Here is a 15,469-nt window from a genome sequence, read left to right as displayed (position 1 = left end):
TGCGGAAAGAGGCAAAACCCCGCCTGAAAATGGAATTCCGGGATGACCTGCCGGAGGAGAGCCCCGGGAGAGAGAAGAGGGAGACCGGGAAGGGGAGAAACCCGCCCCGGGAACCGGCACCCGGGGCGGAGCAGCGGTTCAGATGAAGAAGCGGAACGCAATCCAGGCTATGATAACCATCATGGCCGAGTACTTCAGACCGCCGATCGCCCGTCCTTCACCCATGACGCCGGCGGCAAGTCCTGAGAAGAATCCCTGGATCAGTGCGGCGTGGCAGAAGAGCCTGTTGTAGAGGAAGAGGTTGACCGACCCCATGAACTGGCCCGATGCCCCGGACGCGGCGACTGCTTTTCCCGCCTCGGCCATCGTAGCGAGGAACGTGCTCGAGAGGACGGCGATGACGAAGAGGAAGACGAAGAACGACATCAGAACGATGATCATATAGATCATCATGTTGTTCTGCCGCTCGCTCTTTAAGTTGAAGAACTCGTAGGCATCGTTTGCGGCCGCCCGCAGCACTTCGGAGACGTCTCCTCCGGCGGCGCTCGCATGAGCGATAAGGTCGACGCTCCGTGCGGCGAGGGGCGTGTTCACCCGGATGCCGAACCGGCGTATCGCCTCCACAAACGGGACGCTCCACGACATCTCCTTCTCAAGCTCCCGGATATGGGGCGTCAGCGTACCGTACTCGCCCTCCGATACGATCCGGACGGCATGCGGCAGCGTCATGCCCGAGTCGTTCATCCCCGCGACGTCCCGGAAGAAGTTCGGGAGCGACTCCTCGATGCTGTTCACCCGTCTCGACTCTTTGAAGTCCAGGAGGGCAAGCGGGATAATGGCGGCGAGGAGGGCAAAGACGGCCACGTCATCGACCATCGTCGTCGAGAAGAGCACCGAAACCCCGTAGGTGGCAATGAGGCTGAAGAATCCTCCGACAAGAACGATGAGCGCAACCGGCACGGAGATGTAGAGGATATTTACCGGGTTCTCGGAGAGGTACTTCACCGGATTTTTAACGAACTTGCCGAACCCCACCCGGGTTTTGCGGTTATGCTCGATCTTATCGAGGATATCCTGCTGCTGGCGCTCGAAGGCGTCGAGCTCGCCTGCGGCGAGATCACGGCTCCGGACGGTGTCCCGGTTCAGGAAATTGTCTACGACGTCTTTAAATCCCATCTCTCACACCTCCGGCGTCATCGAGCTGATCAGGATGACGAACATGACACTCCCGAATGGGATGATCAGGTAGATGATCACATACAGGAAGAACGGGTCGCTGTCACCGGAAAGGATCGTCATGATCGACTGGAGAATGATCAAAAACAGCATCCCCGCCACCATGGCCGTGACGTACGACTCGGCGATCAGCCCAAGCGTCTCGAGAAACGCCTTCTGCTGCTGGTTGTTCTCAAGCGAATACTGCCGGGCTTTGGTGCGGAAGTACTCGGTAAGATTGCTTCCGCTGGAGATACTGGCAACCGCACCCTGCAGAAACTCCTTCATCCGCTCGCTCGGCGTCACCATGGAGACGGTACGGAGAGCGTCGAGGAGATCCTTTCCGAAGAAATCGACCTCGCGTGCGATGTACCTCGCTTCGACCGCACTCTCGCCGTAGATCTTGCTCTCACCGAGGAGGCGGAAGACCTCGTCGGGGGTAATGCCCGCCGTCGACATGGCCGTGACGTAGTTGATGGCGTAAGGCAGGGTGGCATCGATATTCCGCCGCCGCTCACCGGCGGCGATCCCCGGATAGATGAGAAAGATCAGGTAGGTGATCCCGCCGAATACCGCGAGGGAGAAGGCGGTGATGATGATCGTCCCGAGAAAGAGACGGTAGTCCGAGAGGGCGTACAGGAACTCGGGCACCGCACCCCGGTAGGTGATCATCTCAGGGATCCGTAAGAGGAACGTCACGCACCCGATAAGCAGGGCGGCGGCAAGACCGACCGCGACCGAGCTGACGTACGCCGTCGCCATGTAGGCCTCAAAGGGCGTACTCATCCGGGCGCTCATCATGTCGTTCCTGATCTTAAGGAAATCCGCCCGTTTGGCCTTCATCCTCGGCCCTAAGAGGTTGAAGCAGAACCGCTCAAAGCCGTTCATGCCGCACCACCCTCACCATAGATCTCGGCCCTGACACGCTGGATGACCGTCTCGGGGTCGCGGAAGTAGGAGATGAGAATCTTCGCGACGTCCTTGTAGTGGCGGATCTTCTTGAGCCGCATCCACTCGAGCACTTCCTGCCGGCGCTTGAGCTCTTCGCGCATCCGCTCTTCGCTCCAGCCGCGATCCTCCATGATCTGCTCAAGGATGTAGGATTTGCCGGAGTAACGGATCTCATCGGTCGCCGGATGCCACCGGAAGACCTCGTTCGTGATCAATTCGTTCGTCCGGGGATCGATATCGAGAACCTCGATGAGCTGCTTGTTCCGCCGGATCCGCTGGCCGCCGACCCTTCCCTGCACCTGGATGGAGATGAGGTTTAAAGCAGAGAGCATATTACGCGGAACACTGATCGGGGGATTTTCAAGACGGTGGACGGCGCTCGCCACCGAGTCGGCGTGCATCGTCGCGTAGGTGACGTGGCCGGTGCTCATCGCCTGGAAGAGCGTCAGTGCCTCCTTGCCCCTGACCTCACCGACCAGGATATACTCGGGGCGCTGCCGGAGTGCCGCACGGAGGAGTTCGTACATGTCGATTTCCCCCCGCCCGTCACTTGAGAACGAGTCTCTGGTGATGCTCGGGATCCAGTTCGGATGCGGCAGTTTCAGCTCACGGGTGTCTTCAAGCGTGACGATCTTGGCCACCGGCGGGATGAAGAGCGAGATCGCATTCAGGGTCGTGGTCTTCCCGGAAGCCGTTCCGCCGGCAAAGATGCAGGATTTTCCGCTCTCGACCGCAAGCCAGAGGAACGCAATCCCGAGCGGCGAGAAGGTGTGCCACTCGATGAGATCGGTCGGGGTGATCGGTTCTTCCCGGAACTTTCGGATCGTGAAGGTCGAACCGTGGGCGGTGACCTCCGAACCGAGCGTCATCTGGATACGCGATCCGTCGCTCATGGTGGCGTCGAGCATCGGTTCGGCGATGGAGATGTACTTCCCTGCCCGCTGCGCAAGTTTCGTGACGAACGAGTCGAGGTTCTGGGCGTCCCTGTACATCAGGTTGGTCTTCATCGACTCGTACGTCGTATGGTAGACGAAGATCGTGCTCTTCACGCCGTCGCACGAGATATCCTCGATGTACTTATCGTGCATGATCGAGTCGATGAGCCCGTCGCCGAGAAACTCCGTCTCCACGTTGTAGAGGACCTTCTCACGCTCCGCAGGCTGCAGGTTGATACCGTAATCGGCGATTATCGTATTGGATGCATCCCGGAGAGCCTGGCGTGCCGCCTCGCGGGTCATGTCACGGGCGGTGATATCGAGCGTTTCAAAGAGCCTTTCTTTGATCTCCCCGAGGAGTTCCTTCTCCGCGGCGTTCAGCTCGGGCTCGATGACGTGATACGTGTACTCATGGGTCGTAGCGTCATACGTCACCCGGATATACGCATACGGCTCGTTCACGGGGTAGGTTTCGATCTCCTCGACCCCCGGGGCTGCCCGGAAGGAGAGGTCGACAAGCGGGCCGTGCGCCTTCGGATTATACTCCTCGACGACGCTGCGGACTTTCGGCAGGCGCATCTTCCGGATCATCCCGAGGGGCGAGCGATCATCGTCTTCGCGGGGAGCAGATACCTCAACTGCCGCGTCGCTGATCGCAGCAGCGGAGAAGGCCTCGGAGAAGATGTCGTCGAACTCCGACGCTACCCGGTCGTCGTCCGCGAAGTCGAAGTGGTGCACATTCCTGGCAATGTGCAGTTCGTCGACGTCGAACGTCGCACTTTTCGGGAGGATCAGATCAGCAAGGTGCCCGAGTTCTCCGACCGAGATCACGCCGACATCCTCCTCGGTCACGCTCTCCCGCGTGGGCGGCACCCATGTGAGGCTCTTCGCCATGCCGAGAAGCCCTTCACGCGCCTCCGGCGGGACGACACGCTTTTGTTCCTTCACCGGGGTGCCGGGGCTGCTGCCCCCTGCCGTCCCTCCAGACTGCGCGAGAACCGCATCGACGATGGATCGGAAGTTCCTCTTCACCTCTGCTTTCGCGGCGGGAGGCGGGGTGTCCGGAGAGTCCACCCCTCCCGGAGGGAGATCCGAAACCCGGGGCGGATCCTCCGACTGCGAGGTTCCGGTATGCTCACCCGCCCCGCCCGGCGTATTGTCCTGTGCGAGAACGTTTTTTACTGCTGCAATTAACTCGTCTTCCGAATCATCCTGTGTCCTCATCAAATGTGCCCCCAATATCTACAATCGATTCATGCCTCGCTTCTGCGAAGTCGATGACAAACCGGGTCAGATCACCGGTTCTATCGGATACTACACACGTATATCGCCCACTCAGGAGCTTAAAACAGACAGATCCGTCGGCAGTGGTCGTATCGGTGGCAAGCACGAGTTTGCCCTTTCTGATCGAGACATGCACCCCGCCGACCGGTGTTCCGCGGTTCACGACGGTCAGGCAGAGTACCCCTATTCGCTGTTGCATGCCACGCTCGAGGGTCGGGATATCGGCAAGAGTGCTCTTCTTCAGATGGCTCCGGTCGTACACCCGGCATCGTGCCACCAGTGCTTCGATTATCGGCAGTGCAACCTGATAGAGGCGGAAATCCTCCGAACCGTCGATCTGAAACACTGCCTTGTCGCCGAAGAGCGAACCTTTCTCATCGGCAAAAAGAGCACCGTTCGGCTCACCGTCGACCATTGCCAGCACGAACATGGCGCTGCCGTTCCCTGCTACGCCGAGACCGGTAACGACCTGCTCCTCCGAGCGGCGCACCAGCTCATCGAGGGAAAAATTCCCAAGGTACGTCGACCGTCCGATTATTTCGTCTATAAGACCGCGTACATCCATTGAAACCGACAGTTACGTGTACCGGCCGGTCCCCGCGGGGATCGGCCGCTCACACAATACCAGATGACCAGACTATTATTAATAGTTTGTGTACTCCCGGAGGCAACAAATCGTCGGATACCGGGCGAAAATCGACAGAACCGTTCCATCTCCGGGCCATCCCGCGTCGAACATTTCTTTGATACCGTCCGGGTGCCCCGGAGCCTCCGCGCCGCAGGGTGCTCATGCCCGGCATGCCCTGCATCCTGAGATGCACCGGCGGATGCAGCAAAATCGCCAGACATATGAGGCATCGTGCCCATATCTCTACCCGTCCCATGATTCTGCCGCTCACAATCACTGCAGTCGCCATAGGCGCTACCCTGCTCTATGCATCGTACCGGGACCTCCGCGAACGCCGGGTGCCGCACAAGACCTGGCGCCCGGCACTGCTCATCGCCGCACCGGCGGCACTTCTGGTGTACGGCACGGCATTCCTTGCAGACTGGCGGACGGCTGCGGCCTACCTCATTATAGTCGCCCTGTTCTGCGGATTTTTTTACGCATTCGCCGCTCTCAACATGTTCGGAGGCGCCGATGCCTACGCGCTCATCATCATCACTGCCGCCATGCCGTTCTTCCCCGCTGAACCGCTCCTCGGCATTCCGCCCCACGGATTCTTTCCGTTCACCGTACTCGGAAACGCCGTCATCTTAAACATTGTCGCACCCGTTCTGATACTCCTGAAGAATCTATCAGAAAGGAACAAAGCCCCGTTCCCCTACCTGTTTCTCGGTTTTCCGGTAGACGGGAAAACTATCCAGAATGAGTTCGGCTTTGTGATGGAAGATATCGAGGAGCGGGACGGGGCCGTGGAACGGCACTTCGTCGGGTTCGGCGAGACGCTCCGGCGCATGGCGGCGGGAAACCGGCGCCGCTACACAAAGGATCTGCGCCTCTACCCCGAACGTTACCAGGAGGAACTTGCACTGTACCGGAAAGCCGGGAAAGTGTGGATCTCGTACGGCATACCGTTCATCATCCCGATCACGGCAGGGTTCATAACGGCACTCTTCATAGGGGATATCCTCTACTGGATCATGCAGACACTTGCAGGAATGTGATACGATATGACGATCAACTTTGACGGAGGCCTGGTGCCGGTCATCGTACAGGACGCAACCACCCGCGAGGTGCTGATGCTCGCCTATGCCAATGATGCGGCACTCGAACGGACAAGAGAGACGGGGTACGCCCATTACTATAGCCGGAGCAGGCAGAAGATCTGGAAAAAAGGTGAAGAGAGCGGCCACGTGCAGCGAGTCGTCCGCATCCTCACCGACTGCGACGAGGACACCATTCTCTACCAGGTGGAACAGCAGGGCGCGGCCTGCCATACCGGCCATATGAGCTGCTTCTATCGAACCATTGACGGAGAGGAGATCTCCGGCAGAGTCTTTGATCCAGAGAAGGTATATGCTAATAAGGGTGAATGACCTCAACTATATGGTGATATTTTTATGATAATTGTACCCGATACAAGCGTCGTAATAGACGGGCGCATCACCTCAATGATAAAAACCGGTGAATATACAGGCGCAACAATAATCATACCCGAGGCAGTCGTCGCGGAGCTCGAGGCGCAGGCCAACCAGGGACGTGAGATCGGCTTTTCAGGCTTAAACGAACTTCAGCAACTCTATAGAATGATGGGTGAGAAGATCATCGAGCTGAAGTTCGCCGGCGACCGCCCGAGTCTCGAGCAGGTGAAACTCTCAAGCGGCGGTGAGATCGACGCACTGATCCGGAACGTCGCCCTCCAGCACGATGCGAAGTTCATCACGAGCGACCTCGTCCAGGCGGAGGTTGCAAAGGCGAAAGGGCTTGACGTTCTCTACCTCCGCCCGCAGATAGGAGATTTCTCTCCGCTCTCGATCGACCAGTTCTTCGACGAGGAGACGATCGCCGTCATTCTTAAGGAGCGTGTTCCCCCCATCGCAAAGAAGGGGCAACTCAAAGATATGAGACTCGTGACGCTCCGGGACAACCCGCTCTCCGAGCACGAGCTTCGCTACATGGCTCAGGAGATCCTCGAGCGTGCCAAACGCGATCCCGACGGTTTCATCGAGGTCGAGAAGCGCGGCGTAACGGTGGTGCAGATCGGTTCCCTCCGGATCGCGATAGCGAGGAGACCGTTCGCCGACGGGATGGAGATCACGGCGGTCCGCCCGCTCGTGGACGTCTCCCTCGACAACTACAACATGGCTCCCGAGATCAAGCGGCGGATCCTCGGAAACCGCAGAGGCGTACTGATCGCCGGCCCTCCGGGAGCCGGGAAGACGACCCTCGCCCAGAGCCTCGCCACGTTCCTCGCCGACCACGACTTCATCATCAAGACGATGGAGGCTCCGCGGGATCTGCAGGTGCCCGACCACATAACGCAGTACACGGCGCTTGACGGGAGCATGATGAACACAGCCGAGGTTCTCCTCCTCGTCCGCCCCGACTACGTCATCTTCGACGAACTCCGCAAGAGCGAGGACTTCAGCGTCTACTCCGATATGCGGCTTGCGGGTATGGGTATGGTCGGCGTCGTCCACGCCATGGGCGTGCACGATGCCCTGCAGCGGTTCTGCGACCGCGTCGACTACAGTGTCCTGCCGCAGATCATCAATACCATCATATTCGTCGCGAAAGGCGAGATCACCTCGATCTACGACCTCGAACTGACCATCAAGGTGCCAGAGGGCATGAGCGGCGATCTGCACATGCGTCCGGTCATCACCGTCCGGGAGTACAGCAAGCGCGAGGTGGAGATCGAGGTCTTCCGCTACGAAGGGGAGACGTTCGTCATGCCGATCAAGCGTACTGCCGAGGAGCCGGAGGCACCGGCTCCGGCGGCGGCGGCGGAGCCCGAGGAGAACGTCTCCTGGAGGCTCGCCGAGAAGGATATACAGCGGGAGATCGGGCGGTATACGGACGGTGCGATCGATGTCCGGATCGTAAGCGACAACAAGGCGATCGTCTACATCGAGGATAAGGACGTTCCTGCCGCCATAGGTAAGGGCGGGAAAAATATCGCCGCTATCGTGAACAAACTCGGGATCGGGATCGATATCAGGCCGAGAAGCGAGCTTGAGACGAAGAAACCGGCCGAAGAAGAGATGCAGATAAACGGCGGCATCAGGATTCGTATCGACAAAAAACAGCTGACGATCGTATCGCCCGAACACAAAGGGAGGATCGTCGACGTCTTCGCCGGGAAAGAGTACCTCTTCACGGCAACGGTCAACGACGAGGGCGATATCCTGCTCGCCAAGAACAGCACCATTGCGCAGGAGATGATCAAGCGGTACAACGAAGGGGAGACGATCCGACTGCGACCCGTGTAAGATCGGGAAGGTACGGGTTGACCGAATTTCGGAGGAGTTCTATTTGAGCGGACTTGATATGCGATACACTGAAAAAGAGCTGATTCAGCGATGGGATCATGCCTTTGAAGCCGATCCCGCAGAGAAAGAGAAGTTTTACCTCACGGTAGCCTATCCGTACCCGAGCGGTGCCATGCACGTCGGGCACGGGCGCACCTACATCGTGCCCGACGTGCTCGCACGGTTCAGGAGGATGACCGGAAAGCAGGTGCTCTTCCCGATGGCCTTCCATGTCACGGGGACACCCGTCATCGGAATCTCAAAGAGGATCGCGAACGGCGATAAGAAGACCGTCGGGCTGTACCGTGACCTCTACAGGGTTCCCCAGGACATCCTCGACCGGTTCGTCGATCCGATGGAGATCGTCCGGTACTTCAGCGAGGAGTACAAGCGGGTGATGCAGCGCTGCGGCCTCTCGATCGACTGGCGCCGGCGGTTCATTACCGTCGATCCCCAGTACAGCAAGTTCATCGAGTGGCAGTACAAGCACCTGCACGAAGAGGAGCATGTCGTTCGAGGCGCTCACCCCGTCAAGTACTGCCCCCAGTGCGAGAACCCGGTCGGCGACCACGACCTCCTCGAGGGCGACAAGGCGGAGATCATCAAGTTCACGCTGGTGATGTTCCGGCTCGGCGACGCCCTGATACCCTGCGCCACGCTCAGGCCCGAGACGACCTACGGCGTGACGAATCTCTGGGTCAACCCCGGCACCACTTACGTCCGGGCGAAGGTCGACGGTCAGGAGTGGATCGTCAGCCCCGAAGCGGCCGAGAAACTCAGCCTCCAGGATCACGAGGTCTTCGTGCTCGGCACCGTTCCCGGCACCGATCTCATCGATAAGACCGTCTCCCACCCCCTGTCCGGCGAGGTTCCGATCCTCCCCGCCTGCTTCGTCGACCCCGATATGGGCAGCGGGATCGTCATGAGCGTGCCCGCTCACGCTCCGTTCGACTATATCGCCCTCCGCGACCTGCAGCAGCAGGGGAAGTATACCGGCATCAGACCGGTCTCCCTCATCAGCGTCGACGGCTACGGGGAGTTCCCGGCACAGGATGCCGTCGAGCGTGCAGGGATCACCGACCAGAACGATCCCGGGATGGAGGCGCTCACCCAGGAGGTCTACAGCGCCGAATTCTCCCGCGGCCGGCTCCACGAGAAGTACGGCGGCGGATCCGTCCGTGAAGCGAGAGACGCCGTCGCCGCGACGATGCTCGAAGAGCACGGTTCGGTCGTCATGTACGAGTTCGATATCCGCCAGGTCGTCTGCCGGTGCGGCGGCCGGGTCTTCGTCCGGATTCTGCACGACCAGTGGTTCCTCGAGTACAGCGACCCGGCATGGAAGGCGGAGATCCACGATCAGCTCGCCGATATGTCGCTTGTTCCCGCCGAGGTCCGGGCTGAGTTCGACCGGACGGTCGACTGGCTGAAGGACTGGGCATGCACCCGGCGGGTCGGCCTCGGGACGAAACTTCCCTGGGATCCTGCCTGGATCATCGAGCCGCTCTCCGACTCGACGATCTACATGGCCTACTACACCATCGCCCACCACCTCAGGGAGATTGCACCCGAAAAACTCACCCCTGAGGTCTTCGACTATATCTTCCTCGGCGAAGGGGCTCCCGAGACCGTCGATGCCGGGACGCTGGAGAGACTCAGGACCGAATTCCTCTACTGGTACCCGTACGAGTACCGGTTCAGTGCCAAAGACCTCATCTCGAACCACCTCACCTTCCAGCTCTTCCACCACAAGGCGATCTTCCCGGAGGAGCTGCAGCCGAAGGGGATGGTCGTCTTCGGCATGGGTCTTTTAAACGGGGCGAAGATGTCCTCGAGCAAGGGGAACGTCTTCCTGCTCGAGGATGCCCTCGAAGAGTTCGGTGCCGATACCGTCAGGATGTTCCTCGTCGGGAGTGCAGAGCCCTGGCAGGACTTCGACTGGCGTAACGAACTTGTCTCCTCAACCCGGCGGCAGATCGAGCGGTTCTGGAATACCGTGCAGGAGGCACGCGGCGCCGAAGGTGTTTCTGCGATCGATCCGTGGCTGCAGAGCAGGCTCCAGCAGCGTATCGCCGCCGCGACCACAGCGTTCGAGTCGTTCCAGACCCGGCAGGCACTCCAGGAGGCGTTCTTCGGGATCGAGTCCGACCTCAAGTGGTACCGCCGCCGCCTCCCGGAGGGGACGACCGGTGGAGCGGTCCTCGATGACCTCTGCAGGGTCTGGGTACGGCTCCTCGCCCCGTTCATCCCCTTCACCTGTGAGGCGCTCTGGAACGACCTCGGGGAGTCCGGGATGATCTCGTTCGCAGCCTGGCCGGAGGTCGACGAGGCACTCGTCAATCCGGAGATCGAGCTTTCCGAGGAACTCCTCGCACGGACGGTCGAGGATATCGAGTCGATCAAAAAACTCATCCCCATGACACCGGAGTCGATCAGCCTCTTCGTTGCTCCGGCATGGAAGCACGACGTCTTCCGGACGGTCGCCGCGAGCACCGACAAGACGCAGGTTGTTAAGGAGGTCATGAAGGACGAACAGATGCGGAAACGCGGCAAAGAGGCGACGGAGACCGCAAAGCAGGTCACGAAACTCGTGCTCAAGTTCCCGCCGAAACTCGTGGAGCAGCTCCTGAGCACCACGATCGACGAGCGTGCCGTCCTCGAGGGGGCACGTACGTTCCTCGAGAAGGAGTTTGGTGTTCCGGTGCAGATCCGGAGCGCAGATGAGAGCGATCACCCAAAAGCATCGGGAGCGCTCCCCTTCAAGCCCGCGATCGTTATCGAATAAGGAACAATTCTTTTTTTCTCGCGGTGCATCCCTCACGGCAGGTGAGAGAAGCGATGGCCGCCAGGATCGATGAAAGAAACGAAGGAAAGAGATGTTCTTGCGGCTATCAGTCCTCAATAGCCTTCTTTGCCTTTTTTGCACGCTCTTTCGAGTTGTATCCGGTTACCTGCTCGAGATACTTCCGGAACCGGCGGTTCGTCTCGATGATCGTCTCATCGTCCACATCCGCATTCGACTCCGTATCGACGATCAGTGTCTTGCCCTTCTCCCCGGTCCAGACCTCGAGACGCTGCAGGGCACCGAAGGCGATGGTATAGTGGCCGCCGGACTCTTCGGGCTCCACCCCGAACTGATCCCGGAGACTCTGGATCATGTTTTCTTCGAGATTTTTACCGTATCCTCGCTTTATCGAGTACTCTTGCATAATATTTTTAAGGGACATCCAGCTATGTTAAACTAATCCGACGGGGAGGGATGTGAGCGTATGGACGATATAAAGGTAACCGCCAGGGACCTCGGCAGCGCTGAAAAAACGGTGCTGATCGGTTTTCCCGGCAGTGGTCTCGTGGGCAGTATCGCACTGCAGTACCTGGTCGAACAGATGGAGTTCGAGCAGATCGGATCGATTACGAGCAAGTACTTTCCGCCGGTCGCCCTCATGGCGAAGGGCGTGATAAGCGCCCCGGTACGGCTTTACGAAAAAAACAATCTTGCCGCGATCGTCTCGGACGTCCCGATCCACCCGATGATCTGCTACGAGGTGGCAAACGGGATCATGAACTGGCTCGGCCAGTACAACCTGCGGGAGATCGTCACTATCGCCGGCATCATCACCAACGAGCCCGAGAAGCGTGTCTTCGGGGTGGCGACGACAGAGATCGCCCTGCAGAAGATTGCAGACGATACGATCATTCTGCCCATGGGCAGCATCTCGGGGATTGCGGCGAGTGTCCTCACCGAGTGCAAGACCCGTAGCATCCCGGCGATGGGGCTCCTCGGAGAGACGGTGAACACACCCGACCCGCGGGCATCGGCCTCGACGATCGAGGTGCTCAATAAGATCTACAACCTCGGCCTCGACGTGCAGCCGCTCGTCGAGCAGGCGGTCGAGATCGAGGCGGCCATGGCACAGATTGCCGAACAGGTACAGAAGACCGAAGCAGCGCCCGGGAGGCGGGAACAGCAGCTGCCGATGTACGGGTGATTCTCATGATGTGCACAGCATTAACCGGGATCTCACCATCAGTCATTGCAGAGCTCAAGAACGGAAAGGCCCGCACGATCGAGTTATCGAGCGCCCACAACATCATCTCCCTGACAGAGGCGTCGACGGGGGAATGTGTCTTCATGACCTCGGTCGACCAGGACGACTTCTCCGAAGGCGATCCCGGGATCCTTGTCGATCTCCTCGCACTCAGTATCAGCATGAAACGGCTCGTCGAGTTCGTCAATCCGGCCTACTTTGAGGAGCGCGAACGTATGTCGGCGCGGATCAAGGTCAGATACGCCGGATCGACCCTCGCCCGCGGCGTGGAGGGCCAGGACTGGGGGAAACCGACAAAAGTCGATATCGTCAGGTCGTCCTGCTACCGGGCAGGATGACGCCCCCCTTTTGCCAGGACTCAAAGGATTAATTACCACAGAGGCCTAATCTATATGGGAACAAGGCAAGGGTCTGTGGCTTAGCCAGGACATAGCGCCGGGCTTCTAACCCGGACGTCGGGGGTTCGAATCCCTCCAGGCCCGCTTCATCTCTTTTGCGCCGCTGCACCCATAGTTTCAAATATAAGAAGACGCCCACAGGCTGCTCGTGAAACGGGGCTCCATCTCCACCGGGACGGCGACGATCTCTGCCATAACCATAGCTGCAGTGCTGATGACCGTCGTAGCCGCAGGTCTCCTGGTGCCGGGAGGGGAGACTGCAGCCGCAGACCCGGCACTGCCCCTCCCGGTTGAGACCGTCGCCGGATATGCCGGGACACCGGTAGTACGCATATCCGGCACAGAGAACGCGATCAACCTCACGAACTGCCGGATCTACCTCATCGACCCCGAAGGAACGCTCCGTGATGTGCATACCGCGATCCTCCGGAACACGACGCTCGGCGCGGGGGAGACCGCGTACATCTTCCGTTTTCCCGTAGATGACGAAGCTGTGTCCGGCTACTGGATCACCGACGAGCAGGAGATGGTCTTTACGGCCGCCTATCTTCCCGCCGCCCACCCGTTCTCGCCTGCCGGACGGTGGCGGATCGTCGTTTACGACCAGAGTTCGCTGAAAAACAGGATAGATCAGGTGTTCCTGATCAACGGACCGGTGTCCCCGGGCTGACCGGACGGAGCGGTACGAGGAGTGATGCCGCATCTCCGGCGGCGAGGATCATCCCCTGGCTCTCGACACCGAAGATCTTCGCCGGTGCGAGGTTTGCGATCATCGCGACGTCCTGCCCGATGAGTTCTTCCGGCGAGTAGAACTGCGCGATCCCGCTCACGACCTGCCGGCGTTCGTCGCCGAGGTCGACCGTCAGTTTATAGAGTTTCTTCGATCCCTTGATCGGTTCTGCTGTGATGACGCGGGCGACCCGGATCTCGAGCTCGCCGAAAAGCTCGATCGGAACCGTCTTTACCTGCTTCTTCTCCGCGGCTTTCTTCGCCGCATCGACACGCTGGCCGAGGAGCGTCTCGAGGTCGCTTATCCGGTCGTCCTCGATCTTGACAAAGAGCGGCGCCGGCTTTTCAAGCGTTCGCGCACCGATAGGCTCCGTCGCCTCCGCGAACGTGTGAACCTGTGCGGCGTCGCCGTAACCGAGCATCTCCCACGCCCGCTGCGCCGTCTCGGGGAGGAGGGGCTCGAAGACGAGGATGAGAGCTTTGACGAGCTGGAGACAGTTTGCGATCACCTGCTCCGCCGCAGCCCGGTCTTCCTTGATCAGTTTCCAGGGCGCGTTGTTCTGGATGTAACCGTTCCCGAACGACGCCAGCGTCATCATCGCATCGACAACATTCTTGAACTCGTACTCCCGCATCGCCCGGTCGACGGCGGCGAAGGAGCGATCGATCTCCTCGAGGATGGCAGGCTCTGCCGGAACCGCCGGGACGCCGCCGAACTCTTTCGCGGCGAAGTGCATGGTGCGGTAGATGAAGTTGCCGAGTGTCCCGACGAGCTCGCTATTTACCCGCTGCTGGTAGACCTTCCAGGAGAAGTCGAGCTCCTTGGTGTGGTTCGTGTAGGCAAGGAGATAGTAGCGGAGGTAGTCTGCGGGGAGACCCTGCTCCAGGTAGTCGTCGTTCGTCCAGACGACATAGCCGCGTGACTTCGAGAACTTCTTCCCCTCGATCGTGACCATCCCGCTTGCGACGACGGCGTGCGGCAGATCCATGCCGGCGCCTTCCAGGAGTGCAGGCCAGAAGACGCAGTGGTGGTAGATGATGTCGCCACCGATGAAGTGCGTGACCCGGGTATCGTCACCGCACCAGTAGTCCTTCCAGTCCGCACCGACGCGGTCCGCCCACTCCTTCGTGAACGAGATATACCCGATCGGTGCGTCGACCCAGACGTAGACGACGAGATCGTCCCTTCCCGGGAACTTGACGCCCCACTCGAGCGTCCGGGTGATGCACCAGTCGTGGAGGGCTTCTTTGACCCACCCGAGTGCGTAGTTCCGGGCGTTCGACGATCCCCGGAGGTCGGGGAGGTACTCGAGGAGGAAATCCTTAAACTCGGAGAGTTTGAAGAAGTAGTGCTCCTGGTCGCGGAACTCGGCCTTCGCCCCGCAGACCTTGCAGAGGGCGTCCCTGATCTCGCCCGGCTCGAGGTGCTGGCCGCACCCCTGATCACACTCGTCGCCTCGTGCGATGGCGCCGCAGTGCGGGCAGATCCCTTCGACGTAGCGGTCGGGGAGGAACCTGCTGCAGTCGGGGCAGTAACTCTGGCTGATCGTCTTCGGGTAGACGTAGCCCCTGTCGATGAGCCGCTGCACCAGGTCTTTCGTCGTTTCATGGTTGACAGGATCGTCCGTCATGCCAAACCGGTCGAACTCGACCAGCATCCGCTTGAACGTCGAGTCGAAGTGGTCGTGGTATCGCTCCGAGAGCTCGCGCGGCGTCGAACCCTCCTGCTCCGCACTGATCACGATAGGTGTCCCGTGATTATCAGATCCGCAGATAAAGACGACATCTTCCCCGGCGCGACGCATATACCGCACATAAAAGTCAGCAGGCACGTACGTCCGCAGATGCCCGATATGGCAGGGTCCGTTCGTATACGGGAGCCCGCACGTCACCAGCAACGGCTTACCACTCATCCTTATACGTTCTGGTGGCGATG

13 protein-coding genes and 1 tRNA gene are annotated in these 15,469 nt (G+C 59.8%); 8 read left to right on the top strand and 6 right to left on the bottom strand.

Annotated features, from left to right (window positions below; all coding sequences use genetic code 11):
* Window positions 1-138: 138 nt before the first annotated feature.
* From ABH15_RS03800 to ABH15_RS03785, 4 genes are read right to left on the bottom strand one after another with little or no spacing between them, the layout of a single operon-like run.
* Complete coding sequence (locus tag ABH15_RS03800) at window positions 139-1,176, bottom strand: type II secretion system F family protein (protein ID WP_128693017.1); 1,038 nt, start codon at window positions 1,174-1,176, stop codon at window positions 139-141.
* A 3-nt stretch (window positions 1,177-1,179) separates the two neighbouring features.
* A complete protein-coding gene (locus ABH15_RS03795) occupies window positions 1,180-2,103 on the bottom strand; it encodes a type II secretion system F family protein (protein ID WP_128693016.1) in 924 nt (307 codons plus the stop codon).
* On the bottom strand, window positions 2,100-4,325 hold the full coding sequence (locus tag ABH15_RS03790) for a type II/IV secretion system ATPase subunit (RefSeq protein WP_128693015.1): 2,226 nt from the start codon (window positions 4,323-4,325) through the stop codon (window positions 2,100-2,102). Before ABH15_RS03790 ends, ABH15_RS03795 begins: the two co-directional genes overlap by 4 nt.
* Window positions 4,309-4,950: a hypothetical protein gene (locus tag ABH15_RS03785; RefSeq protein WP_128693014.1), complete on the bottom strand. Its 642-nt coding sequence runs from the start codon at window positions 4,948-4,950 to the stop codon at window positions 4,309-4,311. The genes ABH15_RS03790 and ABH15_RS03785 overlap by 17 nt, the downstream gene beginning before the upstream one ends.
* 317 nt (window positions 4,951-5,267) lie before the next feature.
* Here ABH15_RS03785 and ABH15_RS03780 point away from each other — a divergent pair, with 317 nt between their 5' ends.
* From ABH15_RS03780 to leuS, 4 genes are read left to right on the top strand one after another with little or no spacing between them, the layout of a single operon-like run.
* On the top strand, window positions 5,268-6,053 hold the full coding sequence (locus ABH15_RS03780; RefSeq protein WP_241647994.1) for an A24 family peptidase C-terminal domain-containing protein: 786 nt from the start codon (window positions 5,268-5,270) through the stop codon (window positions 6,051-6,053).
* 6 nt (window positions 6,054-6,059) lie between these two features.
* Window positions 6,060-6,425 carry a phosphoribosyl-AMP cyclohydrolase gene (gene hisI / locus ABH15_RS03775; RefSeq protein WP_128693013.1) on the top strand — a complete coding sequence of 122 codons (366 nt, stop codon included), beginning with the start codon at window positions 6,060-6,062 and terminating at the stop codon, window positions 6,423-6,425.
* Between the two features lie 24 nt (window positions 6,426-6,449).
* Window positions 6,450-8,321 carry a PINc/VapC family ATPase gene (locus ABH15_RS03770; RefSeq protein ID WP_128693012.1) on the top strand — a complete coding sequence of 624 codons (1,872 nt, stop codon included), beginning with the start codon at window positions 6,450-6,452 and terminating at the stop codon, window positions 8,319-8,321.
* Between the two features lie 43 nt (window positions 8,322-8,364).
* Entirely contained in the window at window positions 8,365-11,142 is a 2,778-nt protein-coding gene (gene leuS, locus ABH15_RS03765) for a leucine--tRNA ligase (RefSeq protein WP_394342486.1), read from the top strand.
* A 106-nt stretch (window positions 11,143-11,248) separates the two neighbouring features.
* Here the strand turns inward: leuS and ABH15_RS03760 are convergent, their stop codons facing one another.
* Window positions 11,249-11,566 (bottom strand): DUF5611 family protein, encoded by a 318-nt coding sequence (locus tag ABH15_RS03760; protein ID WP_164913623.1) that lies wholly within the window; start codon window positions 11,564-11,566, stop codon window positions 11,249-11,251.
* Between the two features lie 60 nt (window positions 11,567-11,626).
* On the opposite strand from ABH15_RS03760, the gene ABH15_RS03755 reads away from it, so the two are divergent.
* From ABH15_RS03755 to ABH15_RS03740, 4 genes are all read left to right on the top strand, one after another.
* Window positions 11,627-12,346, top strand: coding sequence for a proteasome assembly chaperone family protein (locus ABH15_RS03755; protein WP_128693010.1), 720 nt, complete (start codon window positions 11,627-11,629; stop codon window positions 12,344-12,346).
* 5 nt (window positions 12,347-12,351) lie between these two features.
* The gene (locus ABH15_RS03750) at window positions 12,352-12,744 is read left to right on the top strand and encodes a DUF473 domain-containing protein (RefSeq protein ID WP_128693009.1); all 393 of its coding nucleotides are present in this window, start codon (window positions 12,352-12,354) and stop codon (window positions 12,742-12,744) included.
* A 69-nt stretch (window positions 12,745-12,813) separates the two neighbouring features.
* Window positions 12,814-12,888, top strand: a tRNA-Arg gene (locus tag ABH15_RS03745).
* Between the two features lie 64 nt (window positions 12,889-12,952).
* The gene (locus ABH15_RS03740) at window positions 12,953-13,474 is read left to right on the top strand and encodes a hypothetical protein (protein WP_128693008.1); all 522 of its coding nucleotides are present in this window, start codon (window positions 12,953-12,955) and stop codon (window positions 13,472-13,474) included.
* On the opposite strand, the gene metG is transcribed toward ABH15_RS03740, so the two are convergent.
* Window positions 13,449-15,446, bottom strand: coding sequence for a methionine--tRNA ligase (gene metG, locus ABH15_RS03735; protein ID WP_128693007.1), 1,998 nt, complete (start codon window positions 15,444-15,446; stop codon window positions 13,449-13,451). The two genes, ABH15_RS03740 and metG, sit on opposite strands and share 26 nt — an antisense overlap.
* Window positions 15,447-15,469: the final 23 nt, after the last annotated feature.

Origin of the sequence: Methanoculleus taiwanensis (assembly GCF_004102725.1) — an archaeon.
GTDB lineage: Archaea > Halobacteriota > Methanomicrobia > Methanomicrobiales > Methanoculleaceae > Methanoculleus_A > Methanoculleus_A taiwanensis.
Note: the sequence above shows the minus strand (reverse complement) of the source record. Positions and strands in the feature narration are given on the sequence as shown.

Coding starts and splice junctions, on each gene's coding strand:
- ABH15_RS03795 (WP_128693016.1), bottom strand. CDS start 2,103: ATGAACGGCTTTGAGCGGTTCTGCTTCAACCTCTTAGGGCCGAGGATG.
- ABH15_RS03760 (WP_164913623.1), bottom strand. CDS start 11,566: ATGCAAGAGTACTCGATAAAGCGAGGATACGGTAAAAATCTCGAAGAA.
- ABH15_RS03780 (WP_241647994.1), top strand. CDS start 5,268: ATGATTCTGCCGCTCACAATCACTGCAGTCGCCATAGGCGCTACCCTG.
- ABH15_RS03790 (WP_128693015.1), bottom strand. CDS start 4,325: ATGAGGACACAGGATGATTCGGAAGACGAGTTAATTGCAGCAGTAAAA.
- ABH15_RS03750 (WP_128693009.1), top strand. CDS start 12,352: ATGATGTGCACAGCATTAACCGGGATCTCACCATCAGTCATTGCAGAG.
- ABH15_RS03800 (WP_128693017.1), bottom strand. CDS start 1,176: ATGGGATTTAAAGACGTCGTAGACAATTTCCTGAACCGGGACACCGTC.
- ABH15_RS03770 (WP_128693012.1), top strand. CDS start 6,450: ATGATAATTGTACCCGATACAAGCGTCGTAATAGACGGGCGCATCACC.
- metG (WP_128693007.1), bottom strand. CDS start 15,446: ATGAGTGGTAAGCCGTTGCTGGTGACGTGCGGGCTCCCGTATACGAAC.
- hisI (WP_128693013.1), top strand. CDS start 6,060: ATGACGATCAACTTTGACGGAGGCCTGGTGCCGGTCATCGTACAGGAC.
- ABH15_RS03785 (WP_128693014.1), bottom strand. CDS start 4,950: ATGGATGTACGCGGTCTTATAGACGAAATAATCGGACGGTCGACGTAC.
- ABH15_RS03755 (WP_128693010.1), top strand. CDS start 11,627: ATGGACGATATAAAGGTAACCGCCAGGGACCTCGGCAGCGCTGAAAAA.